The sequence below is a fragment of the Variovorax sp. GW531-E2 genome (assembly GCF_059423125.1).
In genome coordinates this window covers 94,881-109,908 of record NZ_JBWKXQ010000001.1, presented here as the reverse complement: position 1 = coordinate 109,908, position 15,028 = coordinate 94,881, and the positions used below count along the sequence as shown (strand labels likewise).

14 protein-coding genes are annotated in these 15,028 nt (G+C 67.4%); 8 read left to right on the top strand and 6 right to left on the bottom strand.

What is annotated here, in order from left to right; translation table 11 throughout:
• Window positions 1–54: 54 nt before the first annotated feature.
• The 3 genes from AC07XP_RS00475 to AC07XP_RS00465 form a co-directional block, all read right to left on the bottom strand.
• Window positions 55–816, bottom strand: coding sequence for an SDR family NAD(P)-dependent oxidoreductase (locus tag AC07XP_RS00475; RefSeq protein WP_159276211.1), 762 nt, complete (start codon window positions 814–816; stop codon window positions 55–57).
• The gene (locus AC07XP_RS00470) at window positions 813–2,378 is read right to left on the bottom strand and encodes a class I adenylate-forming enzyme family protein (RefSeq protein WP_495263453.1); all 1,566 of its coding nucleotides are present in this window, start codon (window positions 2,376–2,378) and stop codon (window positions 813–815) included. The genes AC07XP_RS00475 and AC07XP_RS00470 overlap by 4 nt, the downstream gene beginning before the upstream one ends.
• Window positions 2,379–2,480: 102 nt before the next feature.
• Window positions 2,481–4,244 carry an acyl-CoA dehydrogenase family protein gene (locus AC07XP_RS00465; RefSeq protein WP_495263452.1) on the bottom strand — a complete coding sequence of 588 codons (1,764 nt, stop codon included), beginning with the start codon at window positions 4,242–4,244 and terminating at the stop codon, window positions 2,481–2,483.
• Between the two features lie 285 nt (window positions 4,245–4,529).
• Between AC07XP_RS00465 and AC07XP_RS00460 the strand changes: the two genes are divergently transcribed.
• Complete coding sequence (locus tag AC07XP_RS00460; protein ID WP_495263451.1) at window positions 4,530–5,129, top strand: TetR/AcrR family transcriptional regulator; 600 nt, start codon at window positions 4,530–4,532, stop codon at window positions 5,127–5,129.
• 134 nt (window positions 5,130–5,263) lie between these two features.
• Here the strand turns inward: AC07XP_RS00460 and AC07XP_RS00455 are convergent, their stop codons facing one another.
• Together AC07XP_RS00455 and AC07XP_RS00450 are read right to left on the bottom strand one after the other, a co-directional pair.
• A complete protein-coding gene (locus tag AC07XP_RS00455) occupies window positions 5,264–6,286 on the bottom strand; it encodes a hypothetical protein (protein WP_495263450.1) in 1,023 nt (340 codons plus the stop codon).
• A 62-nt stretch (window positions 6,287–6,348) separates the two neighbouring features.
• Window positions 6,349–7,689 (bottom strand): UDP-glucose dehydrogenase family protein, encoded by a 1,341-nt coding sequence (locus AC07XP_RS00450; protein WP_495263449.1) that lies wholly within the window; start codon window positions 7,687–7,689, stop codon window positions 6,349–6,351.
• 96 nt (window positions 7,690–7,785) lie between these two features.
• Between AC07XP_RS00450 and AC07XP_RS00445 the strand changes: the two genes are divergently transcribed.
• The 4 genes from AC07XP_RS00445 to AC07XP_RS00430 are packed head-to-tail and all read left to right on the top strand — an operon-like array spanning window position 7,786 to window position 11,708.
• Window positions 7,786–8,817, top strand: a complete 1,032-nt coding sequence (locus tag AC07XP_RS00445; protein WP_495263448.1) for a glycosyltransferase family 2 protein — start codon at window positions 7,786–7,788, stop codon at window positions 8,815–8,817.
• Window positions 8,814–9,815 (top strand): hypothetical protein, encoded by a 1,002-nt coding sequence (locus AC07XP_RS00440; RefSeq protein ID WP_495263447.1) that lies wholly within the window; start codon window positions 8,814–8,816, stop codon window positions 9,813–9,815. The genes AC07XP_RS00445 and AC07XP_RS00440 overlap by 4 nt, the downstream gene beginning before the upstream one ends.
• Window positions 9,805–10,566: a hypothetical protein gene (locus AC07XP_RS00435; RefSeq protein WP_495263446.1), complete on the top strand. Its 762-nt coding sequence runs from the start codon at window positions 9,805–9,807 to the stop codon at window positions 10,564–10,566. The genes AC07XP_RS00440 and AC07XP_RS00435 overlap by 11 nt, the downstream gene beginning before the upstream one ends.
• An 8-nt stretch (window positions 10,567–10,574) precedes the next feature.
• A complete protein-coding gene (locus AC07XP_RS00430; RefSeq protein WP_495263445.1) occupies window positions 10,575–11,708 on the top strand; it encodes a glycosyltransferase family protein in 1,134 nt (377 codons plus the stop codon).
• 69 nt (window positions 11,709–11,777) lie between these two features.
• Here AC07XP_RS00430 and AC07XP_RS00425 read toward each other — a convergent pair whose 3' ends face one another.
• On the bottom strand, window positions 11,778–12,719 hold the full coding sequence (locus AC07XP_RS00425) for a DMT family transporter (protein WP_307693325.1): 942 nt from the start codon (window positions 12,717–12,719) through the stop codon (window positions 11,778–11,780).
• A gap of 136 nt (window positions 12,720–12,855) precedes the next feature.
• On the opposite strand from AC07XP_RS00425, the gene AC07XP_RS00420 reads away from it, so the two are divergent.
• The 3 genes from AC07XP_RS00420 to AC07XP_RS00410 all read left to right on the top strand — a co-directional run bounded on the left by AC07XP_RS00420 (window position 12,856) and on the right by AC07XP_RS00410 (window position 14,864).
• Window positions 12,856–13,452: a TetR/AcrR family transcriptional regulator gene (locus tag AC07XP_RS00420; RefSeq protein WP_495263444.1), complete on the top strand. Its 597-nt coding sequence runs from the start codon at window positions 12,856–12,858 to the stop codon at window positions 13,450–13,452.
• 137 nt (window positions 13,453–13,589) lie between these two features.
• On the top strand, window positions 13,590–13,709 hold the full coding sequence (locus tag AC07XP_RS00415) for a LuxR C-terminal-related transcriptional regulator (protein ID WP_495263443.1): 120 nt from the start codon (window positions 13,590–13,592) through the stop codon (window positions 13,707–13,709).
• A gap of 192 nt (window positions 13,710–13,901) precedes the next feature.
• On the top strand, window positions 13,902–14,864 hold the full coding sequence (locus tag AC07XP_RS00410) for a homocysteine S-methyltransferase family protein (protein ID WP_495263442.1): 963 nt from the start codon (window positions 13,902–13,904) through the stop codon (window positions 14,862–14,864).
• Window positions 14,865–15,028: the final 164 nt, after the last annotated feature.

The window sequence follows — 15,028 nt, the reverse complement described above, 5'->3', positions numbered from 1 at the left end:
TGGTTTTCTTCAGGCTCACGGTAAGTCTCCTTGTGGATGTCGATCTGCGGGTGTTCAGACGATGACGGCGCCGCCGTCGGCGACAAGCGTCTGGCCGGTCACGAACGCGGCCGCGGGCGATGCCAGGAACGCGATGGCGCCCGCAATCTCTTGCGGCTGCCCGACGCGCCGCAGCGGCAATTTCTTCTGCGTGAACGACTGGATCTCGGGGTCCGCGAGCAGCATGCCGGCCATCTTGGTGTCGATCAGGCCCGGCGCGATGCAGTTGACGCGAATGCCCTGTGGGCCCCACTCGACCGCCAGGTCACGGGCCAGTTGCATGTCGCCGGCCTTGGACAACCCGTAGGCACCGATCGTCGAAGAGCCCTGCAGGCCCGCGATGGACGAGACGATCACGATGGCGCCGTTGCCCCTGGCCTGCATGTCGGGACGAACGAGATTGGCCAGCCAGAGATTGCTCAGCACGTTGTTGCGCACGATCTTCATGAACATCTCGTCCGCGATCTCGGCCAGCGGCCCGTAGTGCGGGTTGGTGGCCGCATTGCAGACCAGGATGTCGATGGCGCCGAAGCGCTCGCGCACCTGCGCCACCATCGCGCGCAGCTCCTCGGGCTGCGAGATGCTGGCCTGGCAGGCAAAGGCCTGCCCGCCTTGCGCCCGGATGCCCTCCGCCACTTCCTCGCAGGCCTCGAGCCGCCGGCTGGAGACACAGACTTTGGCTCCGAGCAGCGCCAGGTGCTCGGCGGTGGCGCGGCCGATGCCGCGGCTGGCACCGGTCACGACGGCGACTTTTCCGTTCAGGTCGAACAGGTTCATGCGTGGATATCCTTGGAAGTGGAAAGAAGAGAGGAAGCCGGTGCGCCGATGTCTTGCCGCAGCAGGTGCTTTTGCAACTTGCCCGACGGCGTGCGCGGCAGCGTGTCGACGCAGACGTAGTCGCGCGGAATCTTGTAGCGGGCCAGCTTGTCGGCCAGGAAGGCCTTGAGTGCCTCCGCGTCCGGCTGCCGGCCGGGCCGGGGCACGATGACCGCCACCACGGTTTCGCCCCAGTCCGGGTGCGGGCGGCCGATGACGGCCACGTCGGCGAGATCGGGATGCGGCGACAGCGCGTCTTCCACCTCCTTGGAGTACACGTTCTCGCCGCCGGTGGTGATCAGGTCCTTGAGCCGGTCCACCACGTAGTAGTAGCCGTCCTCGTCGACCCGGGCCAGGTCGCCGCTTCGGTACCAGCCGTCGGGTGTGTAGGCGGCGCGCGTGGCCTCAGCATCGTTCAGGTAACCGCGCATGGCGGCTTCGCTGCGCAACTGGATCTCGCCGACCTGGCCCGCGGGCGCCGCGCCGCCGTCTTCAGCGACCACGCGCACCTGCACGCCCGGCAGGCTGGAGCGGCCGATCGATCCCGCCTTGCGCAGCGCGTCCTCCGGGAACAGCGCGGTGCCCAGCGGGCCCATCTCGGTCATGCCGTAGACCTGCATGAACTGCGTCGTGCGATAGCGTTGCATGAGCCGCTTCGCCATGTCCTCGCCCAGCGGACCGCCACCGTAGATCCACAGCCGCATCGAGCCCAGGTCGTGGCGGTCGAAGTCAGCGAGTTCGAGCGGCGCGAGCAAGGCGATGGGCGCGCCGAAGGTCAGCGTGACGCGGTGCCGCGCAATGGCTTCCAGGAATCCGCGCGGCGCGTACTCGCGCAGGAAGACCAGCGTGCCGCCCATCAGCAGCGTCCCGAAGGTCCAGTTGTTGAGCGGCGCCGCATGCCAGATCGGCATGGCGATGAGCATCCGGTCGTTGTGCGTCATCGACAGGGCCGCCGCGCAGACCAGCGCCGTGGTGAAGACCGCGCGGTGGCTGTGCAGGCATCCCTTGGGCTGGCCGGTGGTGCCCGAGGTGTAGAGCACCTGCGCCAGTGCCTCGTCATCGACCGGCGCAGGCAACTCGCCCGCTTCGGTGCGCTGCACCAGCGTGTCGAAGTGATCGAAGCCGACGTCCACTGCGCCGGCCATGTCGCCGGTGCCCAGCAGGCAGGCCTCGGTCTCGATGCGTTGCGCCAGCGTGCCCAGGGCGACGTCGATGATGCAGAGCCTGGCGTCGCTGTGGCGCAGGATGAACTCGACCTCGGGCTTCTGCAGCTTGTGATTGACCGGCACGATGACCGCGCCCAGGCGCAACGCGCCCAGCACGCCGATGAGAAAGTACGGCGTGTTGAAGCACATGAGGGCCACACGGTCGCCCTGCCCCACGCCCCGGTCGCGCAGCACCTGCGCGGCGCGGCGGCTGAGCGCCTGGATCTGCGCGTAGCTGAAGGCCTCGTCGCCGTAATGCAGCAGCGTCTTCGTCGGCCAGCGCGACGCGCTCTCGTCGAACATCGAGATCAGGTTCATGAAGTTTTTTTCCAGTTGGATGCCGGGCCGGGCAACGCGATGCCGCCGGGCTTCGCATCCCGTGTTGTTCTGGGCGCAGCCGGGAGCGGCTGCGCGGCGGGATCAGAAGAAGTCGGCGTCCAGCGCCATCACGGCGTCGTCGTCCCGCGCGGCCACCTGCAGGTGCTGCTCGACCTCGGGGAACAGGTGCGCGAAATAGAAGCGGGCCGTGGCCACCTTGGCGATGTCGAAGGCATCGGACTGTTGCGCGTCGATCCTGCGCTGCGCGATCGAGGCCATGCCGATCCACTGCCACGCGAGGGCCAGCACACCGACGATGCGCAGGCAGCTGTGGCCGGACGCGCCAACCTGGTCGGGGTGCGACGGCGCCCGCGCGATCAGGTGCCGGGTCAGCGCATCGAGGCGCACGCACAGCGCGCGCGTCTGCGCCACCCACGGCTGTAGCACCGGATGCGCCTCGTTCTTCTCCAGGACCTGGTGCACCACGTCCATGAACCCGCGCAGCCTTGCGCCCCCGTCGCCGAGGATCTTGCGTCCGAGCAGGTCCTGGCCCTGGATGCCGTTGGCCCCTTCGTAGATCTGGCCCACGCGCACGTCGCGGAGGTACTGGTGAACGCCGCTGTCGTCCAGGTAGCCCCAGCCGCCCATGACCTGCTGCGCCAGCGTGGTGCTGGCGTAGCCGTTGTCCGTCGCGAAGGCCTTGAGCACCGGCGTGAGCAGCGAGACGAGCTCGTCGGCCTCGCGGCGCACCGAAGGCTCGGGGTGGAGCTTCGAGCGATCGACCTGCAACGCGAGCCAGTAGGCCAGCGCGCGCGAACCTTCCGTCCAGGCCTTCTGCACCAGCAGCATGCGGCGCACATCGGCATGCACGATCAACGGATCGGCGGCAGGCTGCGCCTCGGGCCTGCGCTCCCCGCTGAAGCCGCGCCCCTGCAGCCGCGTGCGGGCGTGATCGCGTGCAAGTTGGTAGGCCGCCTCGGCCTGGTTCACGCCCTGCATGCCCGTGGCCAGGCGGGCGATGTTCATCATCACGAACATGGCCGCCAGGCCGTTGCCGGCGGTGTTCAGCAATTCGCCCCGCGCACCGTCGAGCCGCAACCAGCAGGTCGGCGTGCCGCGGATGCCCATCTTGTCCTCGAGCCCTTCGCAGCGCACGCCGTTGCGCTCGGCCGCGCCGGGCAGGTGCCGGGGCACGATGAACAGCGAAAGCCCCCGCGCGCCCTCGGGCGCGCCCGCGATCCGGGCCAGCACGAGGTGGACGATGTTGTCCGCCAGGTCGTGCTCGGCGGCCGTGACCATGCGCTTGAGGCCCGCGAGGCGATAGCTGCCGTCCGGCTGCGGAACGGCCACCGTGCGCAGCAGGCCCACGTCGGTGCCGGCCTCGCACTCGGTGATGCACATGCTGCTGGTCCACGCGCCGCTGGCCAGGTGCGGAAGGTATGCCGCCTGCTGCGCGGGCGTGCCGTTGGCCCGGATGCATTCGTAGCCGCCGCGTGAAATGCTGTGGTACATCAGCCAGGAATGGTTGGCCGAGCCGATCAGCTCCGTCACCAGATGGGTCAGCACCGTCGGCCACGCGCGGCCACCGTGCTCGAGCGCCGCGCCCAGGCCGGCCCAGCCCTTGCCCCGGAACACGTCGTACGCGGCCTTGAAGCCGCCGGGGGTGGCGACTTCGCCATCGCGCCAGGTGCAGCCTTCGCGGTCCGCGCTCTGGTTGAGCGGTGCGAGCACCTCTTCGGCGAAGGCCGCCATGTCCTCCATCAGCGCGTCGATGTCTTCACGGGCGATGGCGCCGGGCAGGCGAAGCGACTTCAGTTCTCCGTCGATGCCGAGCAGATCGTTCAGGACGAAGCGCAGTTCGCGCAAGGGTGCTTTGTAGGTCGCAGGAGGTGACATGCAAGAATGACGAGTGCGCGCGTTGGCCTTGGGTTGATGTGAGGTTCGGGGCTCGCGGCCACCAGCTGCCTCGGGTTGAAAGAAGTCTAGGAAATCGACCGGGCAGGCATGTTCAGTTTTCGGGACACGCGCCGAAGCGTTGATTTCCCTCTGCAACGAGGCCCTCCTCCTTGCGTGCGCCGTCCCGGTGTTCGCTTTTCAGCCATGACGACCGCCCTCAAACCCCGACGCAAGCCCTCCCAGTCACGCGCATGGATGACGTCCATCGCCATCCAGGATGCCTTCGTGCTCCTGCTGCTGGAAAAGGGTTATGAGAAGACGTCGATGCGCGACATCGCCAACGTGGCCGGCGTCAGCGTCGGCAGCGTCTACCAGTACTTCCCCGGCAAGGAAGCGGTCGCGGCCATGACCGTGCGCACCTGGGTGCGCAAGCTCTCGACGGCGCTCTCGAGCGCGGTGGATGACGTCGTCCAGGCGGAAGGCCAACGCACGCTGAGCGAGATCACGCGTCTGCTGGCGCAGACCCAGGTGCACACGATGCTCGAGGGCGGCGGGCGCTGGCGGGTGCTGAGCTCCATCGAGCGCCGCGTCTCGCCGCAGCTCGTCTACAACCGCCTGTACCAGCACAACGTCAACCTCTTCGGCAAGGCACTGACGAGCGCGGTGGACTGGCCCGAGGGACTGCACGATGCGCGCGTGGCCTTCGGCGCGTACACCGTCGTCGATGCTTTGGTGAAGCAGACGCTGCTGGTGAGCGCCGCCCTGCCGAGCGCGGACGTCATGGTGGAGGAGGTGCTGCTGGCGTTGGACGGGTATCTGCACGCCGTGCGCCAAAGCAACGCGCGCCAGGAATGAGCGCAGGCCCGAATATGCGAGTGGGGATGCCCAAGCCGGTCAGTGCGGCCCTGCTCATGCAGGCCGCCTCCGAATTAATGAGTACAGACATCACCTCGCAGTTCAATGCGACGACAACACCAAGGGTCGCGATGTCACCGCCACCATCCGCCATCGTCCCACAGGCCTGATTCCTCGATCGCCTGTCGCGCGAGCTTGTGCTCGCGGGCGCTTTTCAACCCCACCATCAGGCGCCTCAGGGGGCCGGGCTGACGCAGGAGACTCTGGGCGTCACCGTGCGCCAGCGCTGGCATCTGAAACATGGCCAGGCTTTCGAGCGCCGGTGCAGAGGCCACCCACCTCAGGTCCTTCAGCCCCACGTTGTTGAGGACGATCAGCGCCAGATCCTTGAGCGCAGCCAACGAGGGCAAGCTGGCAAGGTGTGGCTGATCTTGCGCGGTCAACCTTTGCAGCGTCTCCAGTTGGCTGACGACGGACAGGTCCGACAAATCCTTGATCCGCAACAGTGCCAGGTGTCTCAGGGCGTTCAGGCCCGCAAGCGTGTCCAGGTTCTGCGCGCTTCCGAATCCCAGTTGAAGCATATGCAGGTGGGGCAGATGCCCTAGAAAGGCCAGATTCGACAGCGGCATCCCCATGAGGGACACCTCATTCAAGGTCGACAGCTTTCCAATCACCTCGAGGCCTCGCGTGTGGCCTGCAACAACGAGTTGCCTCAGATGGGAAAAGCGCTCCAGCCCGAAAAGATCGGTCTTCTTCGTTTTCGTCTTGCCGATTCTGAGTCTTTGCAGGTCTGTGGGCACTGCGTTCAACACATCCAGCGAATCTGCTTCATACACATCAAAGACGAACTCCTTCAGCTTCGGCAAGGCATCTACGGCATCCGCATTGCTGACCCGGGTGAGGCAGTCAAGGCTCAACCTTTCGACATGGGGCATGAGCCTCAGGCAAGAAAGATCGCACACACGCGCGTAGCTTCCATACATCCGCCATGTGATGTCCGGCCGATGCCTGAAGAGATCTTCGTTCAGGATTTCCAGCAGCGAAGGCGGTACCTCCTGTGTGGCGGAAAATTGCAGGATGGACAGCTCGCCGTTTGCGGCCAGTTGCCGGACCTGTTTTCTTGTCCAATCAAGCTTCAGTTCGATTCGTTCCGACATGGGGTTGACGTTTTCAATGGATCAAGAAGCCGGCGAGTGACCGGCACGCTGCTGACGACGATTCAGCGCCGCACTGACCGGCCGCGCCCGATGCCGTAGTACGCGATGCCGGCGGCTTCGACTTCGGCGGCGTCGTAGAGGTTGCGGCCGTCGAAGATCGCGGGCGCCTTCAATGTGCTGGCGATGCGCGCCAGATCGGGGCGACGAAACACGGGCCATTCGGTCACGAGCGCCAGCACGTCGGCGCCCTGCAATGCGTCTTCGGGCGTGTCGCACCAGCGCACGTCGCCGCGCTCGCCGACGATGGCGCGCGCGTTCGGCATCGCCGCCGGGTCGTGCACCTGCACGTGCGCGCCCGCCGCCCACAAGCGCTCCAGCAGCACGAGGCTCGGCGCATCGCGCATGTCATCGGTGTCGGGCTTGAAGGCCAGGCCCCAGAGGGCGATGGTCTTGTTCGCGATGCGGCCTTCGAAGTGATGCGTCATCAGGTCGAAGAGGCGCCCCTTCTGCTCGTGGTTCGCGGCCTCGACGGCCGCGAGGATGCGCAGCGGCTGCCCCTCGCGATCGGCGGCATGCCGCAGCGCTCGCACGTCCTTCGCCAGGCACGAGCCGCCATAGCCCGCGCCCGCTTGCAGGAAGTCGGGGCCGATGCGCCGGTCCGAGCCGATGCCGCGGCGCACCATCTCGATGTCGGCGCCCGCATGCTCGGCCACGCGCGCCATCTCGTTCATGAAGCTGATGCGGGTCGCGAGCATCGCGTTGGCGGCGTACTTGGTGAGCTCGGCGGAGCGCCGGTCCATCACCAGCAGCTGCTTCGCCGGGTCGCGCACGAAGGGTTCGTAGAGCCGTGTCAGCAGGCCGATGGCCGCGGGGTCGGTCGCACCGATCACCACGCGGTCAGGCTGGCGGCAGTCGCGCACGGCCGAGCCCTCGCGCAGGAATTCGGGGTTCACGGCCACCGCGACCCGATGTGCCGCACCGCGCTGCGAAAGCGCCGCGCGCAGCACGGCCTCGACCTGCTCCGCGGTGCCGACCGGCGCGGTGGACTTGCAGACGACCACGGCATCGCGGTCCCGGTGCTGCCCGACGCTGCGAGCCACGGCCATCACATGCCGCAGGTCGACATCGCCTTGCGCATCGGCCGGCGTGTTGACCACGATGAAGAGCACGTCGCCATGCAGGCTCGCCGCGCGCTCGTCGGCCGTGAAGCGCAGCTTCCCCGTCGAGAGGCCTGCGGACACCAGCGCCTCCAGCCCCGGCTCGTGCAGCGGCATCCGGCCCTGCTGCAGTCCCTCGATGCGGCCGGCATCGGCGTCCGCACACAGCACGTCGTGCCCCGCTTCGGCCATGCAGGCGGCGAAGCTGAGGCCCACATAACCGGCGCCGAAGATGGCGAGCCTCATGCGCAGCGCCCTCCCCCAAGGCACTGGCCGCGGCGGCGGTTGTGAGATAAAAGCAGGATGCAAGCCTTCAAAACAATGTCCCGACAGGAAAATTCGATGATGCCCGATCACGTTGCCGCGCGTTGCGCGCTGGTCCTGGAGACCAACAACCTGCGCGGCGGAGCGGATGCCGAAGCCGCCGCAAGCACCAGCCTGCAGCGCCTGATCGCCCTGTTGGCGAAGCAGAAGCTGCCGCTCTCGGCCCTGGCCCAGGTGGTCATCACGCACGACGGCCTGAGCGCCGCATCGTGCGAGGCCGTCACGGCGCTGGCGGGCCGCCCCATCGACTTCGTGCGCATCGACGCCGCCACCGGCTACTACGACGCCAAGAACGTCGGCTTCGCGGCCACCGATGCGACGCGCTGCGACCACGTGGTGTTCGCCGATGCCGATTGCCTGCCCGACGACGACTGGCTGCTGCAGATGCTCACGCCCTTCACGCGCGGCGCCGATGCGCCCGCGGTGGTGGCCGGCCGCACGAGCTACGCGGCCAGCATCGTGGGCACCGCGCTCACGACCATCGACTTCATGTACTTTCCCAACGCCGACCACGCGGGCGCGACGAGCAACTTCTACGCGAACAACGTGGCCTTTCGCCGCGACGTGTTCGAGCAGCACAGCTACCAGGCGCTCGATGGCGTGTACCGCGCGCACTGCCAGGTGCTGGGCATGCGGCTGAAGGCAGCGAACGTTCCCATCCACTACGCGGCCGCGGCCCACACCGAGCACCGCCTGCCCGACACGCGTGCCGAAGCGCTCAAGCTGCGCTGGATGCGCGGGCAGGACACGTATTCGCTCACGCCGCACCTCTTGCGCAGCTATGTGTCGGCGCGCTGGCAATGGCTTGCGAAGAGCGGGCCGATCGGGCCGCTGTGCGTGCTGTTCACGCGGCTGGGTTTCAGCGTGCGCGCGCTCAACCACCAGGACCTGCCGCCCCTGCGCGGCCTGCGCTGGCTCGCCGGCGTGGCGCTGATCGTGGGCTTCTCGACCATCGACATGCTCGGCGCCTTCGCGCGCGGCATCGGCCTGCACACGACGGGCCGCACGAACGCGGACGCGCAGGCGCTTTCGTACCATCGCCCGACATGAACAAGAAAAACATCCTCATCAGCCTTCTCGTGCTGACCGGCGCATGCGCCACGGCGGGCGCCGCCGACTTCAGCGGACGCGGCGTCTTCAATTTCAAGTCCGACAGCGGCTGCCCCTTCTCCGCGCTCGCAGGCCCTGCGAACGAGTGCAACCGCCTCGCGCTCGACGATGCCGACACGCGCGCCGCACTCGACAGCACGGCGCACACCCTGCGCTTTGCGAACCCGCGCAGCTACGGCCGCAAGACCATCGTGGGCGACGTGCTGCTGCAAGGCTCCGGCCAGTCGCGCCACAGTGGCCAGCGCGTGCCGCTGACCTTCCATGCGTTGCTGAGCCGCTCGGGCAACGAGTGGTCGGTGAGCAACCATGCGCACTCGCCCGTCGGCGGCGAATTCAGCGACATCCGCATCGACCCGTACCAGGTCGTGGTGATCGAAGGCGGTGCCGAGCGCGTGGTGCTCACGCCGGCGCAGATCGCCGAGACGCTCTCCAGGCCTTCGATCGCCGCGCGGCTCGCCAACGAGTTCGTGCAGGTGCGGGACAACCGGAAAGGCGGTGCCACCGATGCGGACATCACCGTCGGCCTGGGGTTGAGCCGTGCCTCCAAGTCGGTGGCGCGCGCGCATTTCCACGCGCCGGGGGCCAAGGGCGGCGAGCTGTCCGAAGCGATGCGGCAAGGCGACTGGTCGCTCGAGCTGCAGGCGCTGAGCGGGCAGATTCCGCGCCAGGTGGTGCAGCGCGACCTGTTCCTCTATGGCCTCGAATCGCAGTCGCTGCTGCTGCCGCTGATGCAGCGCGGCTTCCACAAGAACGAGAAGCTGGTGCTCGGTGCCGCGGGCGGCAAGGGCTACGTGCGCTACGACGGCCAGCAGCGCGAGTTCGCCGGTGCCGATGCATCGGCGCGCGCCTTCCTCCAAGGCAGTTTCATCGGCCTCGTGCTCGGTTGGCAGCAACTGCAGCCGCAGACCCCGGTGGCCAAAAAAGCCGATGGACGCTGACACCGCCCAGGCGAACGCGGCATTCGACTGCCTCTCGCCGCCGCAACTGCGTGGCTGGCCGGCGCTGCAGGCCCGGCTGGTGCACCACATCAAGCGCGCCGCGTTGCGCCAGATGCATGCGAGCCGCGCCGGCGAAGTGATGTTGCTGCGCCTGTATCTGATCGGCGAGGAATCGTCCGAGCAGGCGCTGCAGCGCGAGCTGCGCACCAACGCGCCCGAGTGGCTCACGCGCCAGCTCGACCAGCACCTGGCCGACGAGCAACTGCATGCGCGGCTCTTCGCCGACGCCATCGTCGCGCGCGGCGGCACGGCGCAGGCGGCTGCATCGCCGGAAGCAGCACCGAAGCCCGACTGGCTGAGCCAGCGCAAGCTTGCGCGCTGGCAGCGTCTCATCCAGCGCCATGCGCCGCACTTCGCACATGGTGGCCTCGTGCCGGCGTATGCGATCGGCCTTGCCGCCGAGCAGATGGCCTCGCGCATCCTGCAGCGCCACTGCGCGCTGATCGGCCCGCGGCATGCGCTGCACCCGCTGCTCACGCGCGTGCTGGCCGACGAAGACCGGCACATCCGCCTGTGCAGCCACACGCTGCAGCGCTGCGTGGCGCCGTACGAAGAAGCACGGCTCGCGCAGCTGATGCGCGAGGTGCGCGACACCGAGCGCGGCTTCGGCATCACCGGCGCGCTGGGCATGTACCTCGCGGGCGTGGCCTTGCGCCTGCGCCCCGGCCGTGCGCGGCCGGTGGCGGCCTGAGTCCGTCGATGCCGACGCGCATCGTCTACCTCGCGACTGCGGACGCGCGCGGCCACCTGATGCGCGCGCAGCTGCTCACGCATTCGCTGCGCGCCGCGGGCGCCAGCGTGCAGGTGCTCACCACCTCCGATGAAGGCGCGCGCTTTCTCGCCGGCTTCGGCATCGAGGCGCCGGTGCTCTCGCGCCATTACGCGGTGCAGTTCGACCGCGAGCAGAACATGCTGCGCCGCGAAACCGACCGCAACGTGGCGCACTACGTGTTCCGTCCGGAGCGCATGCTGCGCGACATCCTTCGGCTGCGCGCGTGGTTCCGCGATGCGGACCTGGTGGTGAACGATTCCTTCCACCCCGCGCTGCTGTTCATGGGCTGGATGCCGGTCTGGCGGCGCAAGGTGGTGCATGTGTACGGCGCGAGCCTGCGGCACGCGCTGCAGACCAACTTCAGCGGGCGCATGCCGGCGTGGATGGCGAGCATCTTCGGCCGCATCGTCGCGTGGCAGATCGACCGCAGCCGCGCGCGCATCGCGCACGATTTCGCCTACGGCGAGCCCCAGCCCGATGGACACGGCGGCCACCGGCTCGCCACGCCGGTGGCCGTAGTGGGCGTCGACACGGAAGCGCACGACGACCTCGCACCGCAGGCCGCCGTGTACCTCAACCCGCATTTCAAGGAAGCCGCACTGGCCGACGGCCTGGAGCGCGGGCTCGCCGAGGCGCGCGCGCCGGCGCACCTCGTCGGCGAAGGCTATGCACAGCGCGCGGGCTGGCACGCGCAGGACGAGCACTGGATCGAGAGGGCTGCGCGCAGCGCCTTCATCGTCTCCGCGCCCGGCATGGCGGCGCTGTCGGTCGCGGCGGTGTACCGCAAGCCGATCCTGCTGCTCCTGACCGACCAGCCCGAGCAGGCGATCAATGCGCAGCGCGCCGCGCAAATGGGCCTGCACCATCGCATCGTGGTGTGGCAGGGCCGCACCGAGGATTTCGCGCGGGCCGTGACGACGGCTGCCCACAAACTGATCGCGCTGGCCGACGACGGCAGCGGTCCACAAGCGGCGCAGAAAGGCCGCGAGGCCGCCATGGCCCGACTGCAGCACTGGACGGTGCTGCTCCACGGCCTCGCGGCTGCGCCGCCTGTTCGATGAATGAACCAGCGAGGAAGCTGCGCCCTTCGATGCAGAAACTCCTCGACGGAAATTGCCGGGTTCAGGGACTCAATGTCCCCTGGATTCAACGGGGGACGAAGATCGACGTTGCTGTATCAGCATCGCCGTCATGCCGCCTGTGACGATGACAAGCCCGGCAATGGCTGTGGCGCTGGGCCGCTCGTCAAGGACCAGCAGGGCGAGCAGCGTCGCTGCGCCGGGAACGAGTGCAGCGAACGTGGCACCGACGGCTGCGCCCAGAATCTGCACCGACTTGCTGAAAAAGAACAAAGCCACCGTGGAGACCATCACCCCCTGATAGAACGCCTGCACACCGATGTCACCCAGTGGCGCTTGCAACAGGTGCAGCCCGCGCGTCGCGAGGTAGGCGGGCAGGTAGATGATCATCGAGAACACCGAAACAATGGCGGTGGCGTGCAGCGCCGATGCAGAGAACTGCTTGGACGAGACCGTGTAGATGGCCCACAGCAGCCCGCCCAGAAGGAAGATCAGGTAGGCCCACGGCGAGGAGCGGACGGCGCTGAAATTGTGGAAGCCGACCAGCGCGACCCCGAGGATGATCAGCGCAATGCCCGCCGTCTCCCTGCGCGAGAGCCTGGCGCCGAGTCCCCAGGCACTGATGAGCGCCGAGAACAGGATCATGCTGCCAGGCGTGACCACGGCGAACTGCTCCACCGGCGCCATGCCGAGGCCGAAGGCGACCACCAGCATGTAGGGCGCGCCAATGCCGGCGGTCATGAGCGCGATGGCTGTCCAGCTCAGCCCCATGAGGCCTCGTCGTACGAGAAACGGCAACAGCATCACGCCCGAGACCGTGTACCGGATGCATGTGATGTCGTAGACGTCCAATGCCGTGTGAGTCAGCCCGAAGCGAGTCACGACCGGAAAGGCGCCCCAGATCAGGGCCGAAGCGAGTCCGAACAGCACACCCACCCATCGACGATCGATGCCGATTTGGGAAACAGGCGGTGAGGCAGAAAGCCGAGTCATCGATTGGGGTTCCTTCAGAACGATGGAAGTGTCTTGCCTGGCGCCGCGGGCATCGCCTGCGTGGCGGACGGACTATCATTGACAGTATTGTCAAGTTTGACTACGTTGTCAAAAATAGAAAGCGCGAGGATTTCTCATGGCAGGAGTCAGGCAGTTCGATGAGGCCAAGGTGTTGGACGCCGTGCTGGACGTGTTCTGGCAAAAAGGCTGGCGGGCCACGTCCATGGCCGATCTGGCAGAGGCCGCCGATGTGCAGCGTGGTTCGCTCTATCACGCCTATGGCGGCAAGGAGGAACTGTTCTTGCTGGCCTTCGAGGCGTACGCCACCAGGTTTCTGGACAACGCGCGCACAGCCCTCGACAAACCGCGCGCAGAGACGGCGTTGCGCGCCTTCTTCAAGGTCGCGATCGCCAACATGACGCAAGGCGTACCGCCTCGGGGCTGTCTCACCACGAAGACGGCAACGGAGGTCGACGGTGCAGGCCCGCGCATCCAGGAGCGGCTGCGTCAGTTGCTCGACGAGCTCCAGGGCGTCGTCTCAGCCGCCATGTCGAAGGGAGACATGTCGGCACAGCTTTCACTGTCCCCCAAGGAAACCGCGCAGGTTGTCATCACATTCACCCGAGGCTTGGCGGTGATGGAGCGGGTTTATCAGAACGCGCCGTCTCTTCATCGGATGGCCGACGCGGTGATCAAGGCCTTGGTTCCGAATGTGAAGCGCCGAACGAGCTGACGCCGTTGCACGGAGCCGCCGGGTGCAGGCGTCGACCAGAAAGGCTCAGCGGTTCGAGCATCGCCTGACTCCGCGCGAACAAACGGTCATGCGCTGGATGGCTGCTGGAAAGCGGCAGGCGGAAGCCTGCATCCAGCATGGACCTTTCCGAACGCACCATCGAGAATCACCTGCGGCGTGTCCGCCGACGTTTGGGGGCCACGACGACAGCCGAAGCTGTTCGCATGGCCATCCGATCCGGAGAGATCACTCCGTGAACTCCAGCCCCTTCGTCAGGCTTCGAGTGACCGCCACCGGCAGTTGATCGACAGCCGAAGCCTGAAGGGGGAGAAAGGCGCGCCGCCGGCCAGGCACTTGGCCCGCGAGGCGCTCACTGTCATCATCCGCTTCGCGGGCCCGGCGCCTTGGCGGCTGCGGCCATTCGGACACCCGAATGAGAGGAGTCAGCGATGGCAACCTACAGGAGCGCATTGCCGCAGCTCGGTGATGATTTCTTCATGGCCGACGGCGGCATCGAGACCACCCTGATCTTTCTGGAGGGGCAGGAACTTCCCGACTTTGCCGCCTTTCACCTGCTCCGGACGCCGGAAGGCGAAAGAGTGCTGCGGAAGTATTTCCGGACCTACGCGGCGCTGGCCAGAAGCTTCGACGTCGGGCTGATTCTGGAAACGGCAACCTGGCGGTCCAATCCAGACTGGGGGAGCAGGCTGGGCTACGGCCCCGAGGAGCTCGCGGCGGTCGACCGGCAGCTGGTGGGTCTGCTGGAGGACGTCCGCGATGCCTACCAGACCCGCCGGACGCCGATCGTCATCAGCGGATGCCTTGGACCTCGCGGCGACGGCTATGTCCCGGACCGTGCCATGTCGGTGCGCGAAGCGCAGGACTACCATCGTGCGCAGGTCGAGACCTTCGCCGGCACCGCGGCCGACCTGGTGAGCGCCATCACCATGAACTATGTCGAAGAGGCGTCGGGGATCGCGCTGGCAGCGAAGCAGGCGAACATGCCCGTCGTCATTTCCTTCACGGTGGAGACCGATGGCAGGCTGCCGACGGGGCAGTCCCTGGCGGACGCCATCCAGCAGGTGGACGGCGCCACCGCGGGTTATCCGGCCTACTTCATGATCAACTGCGCCCACCCCAGCCACTTCCAGCAGGTGGTGCATGGCGACGCGCCGTGGGCTGGGCGGATTCGCGGTCTGCGCGCGAACGCCTCCAGGATGAGCCATGCCGAGTTGAACGAGGCGCCCGAACTGGATGCGGGCGACCCGGTGGAGTTGGGGCAGGCCTATGCCGCGCTCAAGATGCACCGGTTGAAGCGCCTCAATGTCATGGGCGGTTGCTGCGGCACCGACGACCGCCACGTCAAGCAGCTTGCAATGGCCTGCCTGCCCTTGTTCCGGGGCGTGGTCTAGCCGTTCACTCAGGGTTCGCACCCGCCCGCCCATCCGGCGATTCAGACGGCCCCTGCGTCTGCGATCGGGATCGTCGGCCGGTCGCGCCACGCGCCGATGCATCAAGCCTCGTGAAATCAACGTAGGCGCGGGCTCAGCCCTCTCTTGACGCCGGGAGCCGTGTG

What these genes read in the sequence shown, in the direction of transcription:
- AC07XP_RS00445 (WP_495263448.1), top strand. Translation starts at nt 7,786, where the DNA reads ATGATGCCCGATCACGTTGCCGCGCGTTGCGCGCTGGTCCTGGAGACC.
- AC07XP_RS00470 (WP_495263453.1), bottom strand. Translation starts at nt 2,378, where the DNA reads ATGAACCTGATCTCGATGTTCGACGAGAGCGCGTCGCGCTGGCCGACG.
- AC07XP_RS00460 (WP_495263451.1), top strand. Translation starts at nt 4,530, where the DNA reads ATGACGTCCATCGCCATCCAGGATGCCTTCGTGCTCCTGCTGCTGGAA.
- AC07XP_RS00455 (WP_495263450.1), bottom strand. Translation starts at nt 6,286, where the DNA reads ATGTCGGAACGAATCGAACTGAAGCTTGATTGGACAAGAAAACAGGTC.
- AC07XP_RS00475 (WP_159276211.1), bottom strand. Translation starts at nt 816, where the DNA reads ATGAACCTGTTCGACCTGAACGGAAAAGTCGCCGTCGTGACCGGTGCC.
- AC07XP_RS00450 (WP_495263449.1), bottom strand. Translation starts at nt 7,689, where the DNA reads ATGAGGCTCGCCATCTTCGGCGCCGGTTATGTGGGCCTCAGCTTCGCC.
- AC07XP_RS00425 (WP_307693325.1), bottom strand. Translation starts at nt 12,719, where the DNA reads ATGACTCGGCTTTCTGCCTCACCGCCTGTTTCCCAAATCGGCATCGAT.
- AC07XP_RS00440 (WP_495263447.1), top strand. Translation starts at nt 8,814, where the DNA reads ATGAACAAGAAAAACATCCTCATCAGCCTTCTCGTGCTGACCGGCGCA.
- AC07XP_RS00415 (WP_495263443.1), top strand. Translation starts at nt 13,590, where the DNA reads ATGGACCTTTCCGAACGCACCATCGAGAATCACCTGCGGCGTGTCCGC.
- AC07XP_RS00430 (WP_495263445.1), top strand. Translation starts at nt 10,575, where the DNA reads ATGCCGACGCGCATCGTCTACCTCGCGACTGCGGACGCGCGCGGCCAC.
- AC07XP_RS00420 (WP_495263444.1), top strand. Translation starts at nt 12,856, where the DNA reads ATGGCAGGAGTCAGGCAGTTCGATGAGGCCAAGGTGTTGGACGCCGTG.
- AC07XP_RS00410 (WP_495263442.1), top strand. Translation starts at nt 13,902, where the DNA reads ATGGCAACCTACAGGAGCGCATTGCCGCAGCTCGGTGATGATTTCTTC.
- AC07XP_RS00435 (WP_495263446.1), top strand. Translation starts at nt 9,805, where the DNA reads ATGGACGCTGACACCGCCCAGGCGAACGCGGCATTCGACTGCCTCTCG.